The following is a 4,424-nucleotide window of genomic DNA, read 5'->3' on the forward strand; positions in this document are numbered from 1 at the left end:
GGGTCGCCGCCGCACACAAAGCGGTGCTCGACGCCCTGTTCTCCGAGTTCGTCCCGGTGCTGCACCGCTGTCTCGTCGACCTGGTCGCCCTGCTGGACCTGCGCGCGGACAGCCCCGACCACGGGCAGCGCGGTCACGCCGACCTGGTCGCCGCCGTGGTCGCGGGTGACGCCGACACCGCGGGCCGCGTCCTGCGCGAGGAACTGCGCCGCACCCTCGACCTGATCACCTCGGGCTGACGCGCGGACGCCGTTCGGCGGCCCCACCCGGCCGGCGGACGCCTCAGCCGCGCCCGGGCGACACGGGCAGCGCCGCCGAGGCGAGCAGCGCCAGCTTGTCGGCGTCGCCGGTCGCCCGGTCGGGGTGGAAGACGACGAGCATCATGCCGTCGGTGCCGGTGATGTGCAGCTTCTGCCTGGTCAACCGCAGCTCACCGACCTGCGGGTGCAGGAACGGCACGACCACCGCGCCCTCGCGCGGGCGCACGTCGTGACGGGCCCACAGCTGCCGGAACAGCGGGCTGGCCAGCGAGAGCTCCCCGACGAGCTCGACGAAGCGCGGGTCGTCGGTGCCGGTGCCGACGGTGCTGCGGAAGGAGGCGACCAGCACCGCCGCGGACGCCTCCCAGTCAGGCCACATCGCCTGCTCCTCGGGGTCGAGGAACACGTCGCGCAGCCGGTTCGCGCCGGCGACCAGGCGTGGCGACAGGGCCGTGGCCAGCGGGTTGGCGACGAGGACGTCCAGGTAGCGGCTCTCGACGAAGGCGGGGAACGGCAGCACCGCCACGAACTCGGCGGTGCTGGGCGGGACGGTCTGCCCGCGGGGACGCCGACGCCGCGGCTTGTCGGCGGCGAGGCCCAGCAGGTAGTCCCGGGCGCTGTCCTCCAGCCGCAGGACGCGGGCGAGGGACTCCAGCACCTGGACCGACGGACTGCGGTCGCGGCCGCGTTCGAGGCGCAGGTAGTAGTCGGCGCTGATGCCGGCCAGCATGGCGACCTCCTCGCGGCGCAGGCCCGGCACCCGACGCACGCCCGTGACGGGAACGCCCGCCTGCTCCGGGGTGACGAGCTGGCGGCGGGCGCGCAGGAAGTCGCCCAGTCGATTCGGCTCTTCGGTCACGACTCCACCCTAGGCGCGCTCCCGCGCCGGTGAGGGGCCCTGTCGGACCCCCGGCTGAGGGGAGCACTCCCTGTGCCGGACATCCGGCCGGAAGGTGGTCGTGGACGTTCCCACGATTCGAGGTGGACCAGATGGCAAACCAGCGTGTCCTCGTCACCGGCGGTTCCGGGTTCATCGCCGGCCACATCATCCTGCGGCTGCTCGACCAGGGCTACCAGGTGCGCACGACCGTGCGGTCACCGCAACGGGAAGCCGCGGTGCGCGCGGTCCTGGCCGAGGCGGGCGCGGTCCGCGGCGACGCGCTGAGCTTCGCGGTCGCGGACCTCCTCGACGACGCCGGTTGGGCCGACGCCGTCGCCGGCTGCGACTACGTCCTGCACGTGGCGTCCCCGGTGCACACCGGGAACCCGGCGGACGAGTCGGAGGTGATCGCCCCGGCGCGCGAGGGCACGGTGCGCGTGCTGCGGGCCGCTCGGGACGCCGGCGTCGGACGGGTCGTGCTCACCTCCGCCTTCCACGCCGTCAGCTGGGGTCACCCGCGCCGGGACCGGGCGTTCACCGAAGAGGACTGGACGATCCTCGACGGGCCCGGCGTCGACGCGTACGCCAAGAGCAAGACGCTGGCCGAGCGCGACGCCTGGGACTTCGTCGCCCGCGAGGGCAGGGGCCTGGAGCTGGTCGTCCTCTGCCCCGTGGCCGTCGTCGGACCGGTGATGGGCCGGGACGTCTCCGGCGCCAACCACGTCGTCCGGCGCATCCTCGGCGGTGGCATGCCCGGCTACCCCGACATCCACATCCCGTTCGTCGACGTGCGCGACGTCGCCGCCGCGCACGTGCGCGCCATGACCGCACCGGGTGCCGCGGGTGGCCGCTTCCTGCTCGCCGGCGGCCCGGCGGTCCCGCTGAAGCAGGTCGGTGACCTCCTCCGGGCCCGTCTCGGCGCCGAGGCCGACCGGGTGCCGACCCGCACCATCCCGAACATCGTCGTCCGCTTGGGAGCGCTGGTCAACCGCGAGTTCCGCCCGCTCGTCCACGACCTCGGCCGCGCCAAGAGGGTCTCCACCGAGAAGGCCCGCGAGGTGCTGGGCTGGCAGCCCCGCCAGGCCGACGACGCCATCCTCGCCGCCGCCCGGACCATGCTCGCGAAGGACCTGGTCGCGAAGTGACCCCGCCGTCCGCGGCGACCCCTCCCGCGTTGTCGGCACCGGGGGTGATCGCGTGGCGCTCGCCCGGGTGCGGTTCGGCGCGGCCGGCAGGCTAGTTTGCCGGGGTGAGCCTCCTCGATGACGTGGCCGAGCGCGACGGCCGGCGCTGCTGGGTGTGCGACGAACCGGTCGACCTCGCCATGTCCGTGAACGACCCGCGAGGACCCAGCGTCGACAGCCGGACCACCGACCGCAAGGCCAAGGTCCCCGAACGGCTCGCCCACCGCGGCTGCAACACCCGCAAGGGCGCGGTCAAGGTGGTCATCCCCTGGCCGGACCACCTGCACGTGGCCGAACCCGCGCCCCTGATCACCGTCGCCGGCAGGCTCGAGCGCAAGGGCGGGCGCGAGATGGTGGCCCGCTGCCCCACCGAGCAGGACGCCCGGCAAGCGGCCGACTGGCTGGTCGACCGGTTCTCGCGGCTGGTGCCGGGCCTGCCGGTGAGCGCCGACGTCGAGGCGGGCGGCGGCCAGTACCTCGTGATCCTCTCCACCGGCCGCCGCTGACCGAGGACCGCCCCGGACGGCGAACGCCGCCGTGATCGGCCGGGATCCTCGGTCCCGGCCGGGATCGATGTCCCGGCCGGGATTCGTCGGGAAGGGCTAGTAGCTCGCGGGGCGGAAGCCGCTCCAGCCGGTGCCGACCTGCTGTCCGGTGGCGAAGGTGCCGTTGCTGGTGCTGTCGCGGTCGCCCAAGCCGGTCCAGCGCCACAGGGTCGCGTCACTGGTGCGCACCGCGACGATGTCCGCCTTGGCGTCGCCGTTCACATCCATGACGTTCAACCCGGTGAAGGCTCCCCACCCGGAGCCGACCTGTCGACCGGACGAGAACGTGCCGTTGCCGTTGCCCTCCCAGAACCACAGCTGGCCGCTCGCGTTCGTCGCCCACAGGTCGCCGTCACCGTCGCCGTCGGCGTCCCCGCCCGCGAACTCCGGGTACGTCGTCCAGCCCCCGCCGACGGCCACGCGCTGGTGGAACGCACCGGCGCCCGCGCCGGGGTACCAGTACAGGTAGCCGCCGTCGCGCGCGACGATGTCGGCCTTGTTGTCACCGTTGACGTCCATCACCGCGAACCACTCGATCGCCTGCCAGCCCGCGCCGGTGTTGTCCAGCTCGGAGAAGGTGCCGCGGCCGGAGTTGTGCCAGTAGTGCAGCGCACCGCCGGTGTCCGTCGCGATGATGTCCGCGAAGCCGTCGGCGTTGGTGTCACCGACCCCGATGCGGTTGTACGCGGAGGACCAGCCCGGCCCGACCACGCTGGAGCCGCCGAACGTCCCGGTGGACGTGCCGGGGTACAGGTGCATCACGTTGTCGGGGCCGACCGCGAGCAGGTCGTCGTACCTGTCGCCGTTCACGCTCTCGGCGGCGAGGCTGCGGGCGGCGGTCCACCAGGTCGTCTGCTTGCGCGCCCCCGCCCAGCTGAAGCTGAAGTGGATGTGGTCCGTGTGCGGGTTGTCCCCGCTGTAGGACTGCCAGCCCGAGGACGCCTCGTAAGCCCTCCAGATCCGCTTGTTCCAGATGATGTACATGAGGCCGAAGCGGCGGGCCAGCGCGTGCGCGTTGCCGTACTGGTCGGTGGCGAGCAGCCAGTCGATCACGTCGTTGGCCTGTGCCACCTGGGAGGAGTCACCGACGTTGAACGGGTAGTCGAGTGCGCGGCCCTCCTTGTGCTCGCTGGTCCCGCCGCTGTCGCAGGCGCGGACGATGCCGAGGTCGCTGCGCCCGTACTCGGTGCGCAGCAGGTCGCGGAACCCGACGACGCCCGGCTTGGCGGTCGGGTCGCACGTGGTCTGCCCCACGTACGAGGCGTAGTTGTCGATCGTCGGGCCGAACGACGGTGTCGGCGGTGCCGCCAACGCGGCCGGCGTGAGCACCGCCATCGTCATCACGGCAGCGCCGAGCACAGCGAGGAACCTCTTCACCGGTGATCTCCCTGTCGGTTGTCGGGCCGATGGCCGCGGGGACCTCTCCGCCACCGCGGTGTGCGGCCCTGGAAGTGCATGTCCGTTCGGGCGGCAGCGGGCGGAGCCGGGCGTGGCTCGGCCACCGCTATCGCGACGTCCGCGGCGCAGGCCGGTGTGAGGCGGCGGGCGTGCCCGC

5 protein-coding genes are annotated in these 4,424 nt (G+C 73.4%); 3 read left to right on the forward strand and 2 right to left on the reverse strand.

Features of this window, described 5'->3' with window-relative positions:
- Positions 1–239: FCD domain-containing protein (locus tag AB0G02_RS29615; RefSeq protein WP_360800296.1), on the forward strand; the 239-nt coding region annotated here is incomplete at its 5' end.
- A 43-nt stretch (positions 240–282) separates the two neighbouring features.
- Here AB0G02_RS29615 and AB0G02_RS29620 read toward each other — a convergent pair.
- Positions 283–1,119, reverse strand: coding sequence for a helix-turn-helix transcriptional regulator (locus tag AB0G02_RS29620; RefSeq protein ID WP_360800299.1), 837 nt, complete (start codon positions 1,117–1,119; stop codon positions 283–285).
- A 131-nt stretch (positions 1,120–1,250) separates the two neighbouring features.
- Here AB0G02_RS29620 and AB0G02_RS29625 point away from each other — a divergent pair, with 131 nt between their 5' ends.
- Positions 1,251–2,285, forward strand: a complete 1,035-nt coding sequence (locus tag AB0G02_RS29625; protein ID WP_360800302.1) for an aldehyde reductase — start codon at positions 1,251–1,253, stop codon at positions 2,283–2,285.
- Between the two features lie 104 nt (positions 2,286–2,389).
- Complete coding sequence (locus tag AB0G02_RS29630) at positions 2,390–2,830, forward strand: hypothetical protein (RefSeq protein WP_360800305.1); 441 nt, start codon at positions 2,390–2,392, stop codon at positions 2,828–2,830.
- A gap of 96 nt (positions 2,831–2,926) precedes the next feature.
- Here the strand turns inward: AB0G02_RS29630 and AB0G02_RS29635 are convergent, their stop codons facing one another.
- Complete coding sequence (locus AB0G02_RS29635; RefSeq protein WP_360800308.1) at positions 2,927–4,246, reverse strand: VCBS repeat-containing protein; 1,320 nt, start codon at positions 4,244–4,246, stop codon at positions 2,927–2,929.
- Positions 4,247–4,424: the final 178 nt, after the last annotated feature.

It is taken from the genome of Actinosynnema sp. NPDC023658, assembly GCF_040639995.1.
Classification (GTDB): domain Bacteria; phylum Actinomycetota; class Actinomycetes; order Mycobacteriales; family Pseudonocardiaceae; genus Actinosynnema.

Bases quoted from the DNA above. Each gene is read 5' to 3' on its own strand.
- AB0G02_RS29625 (WP_360800302.1), top strand. From the start codon at position 1,251: ATGGCAAACCAGCGTGTCCTCGTCACCGGCGGTTCCGGGTTCATCGCC.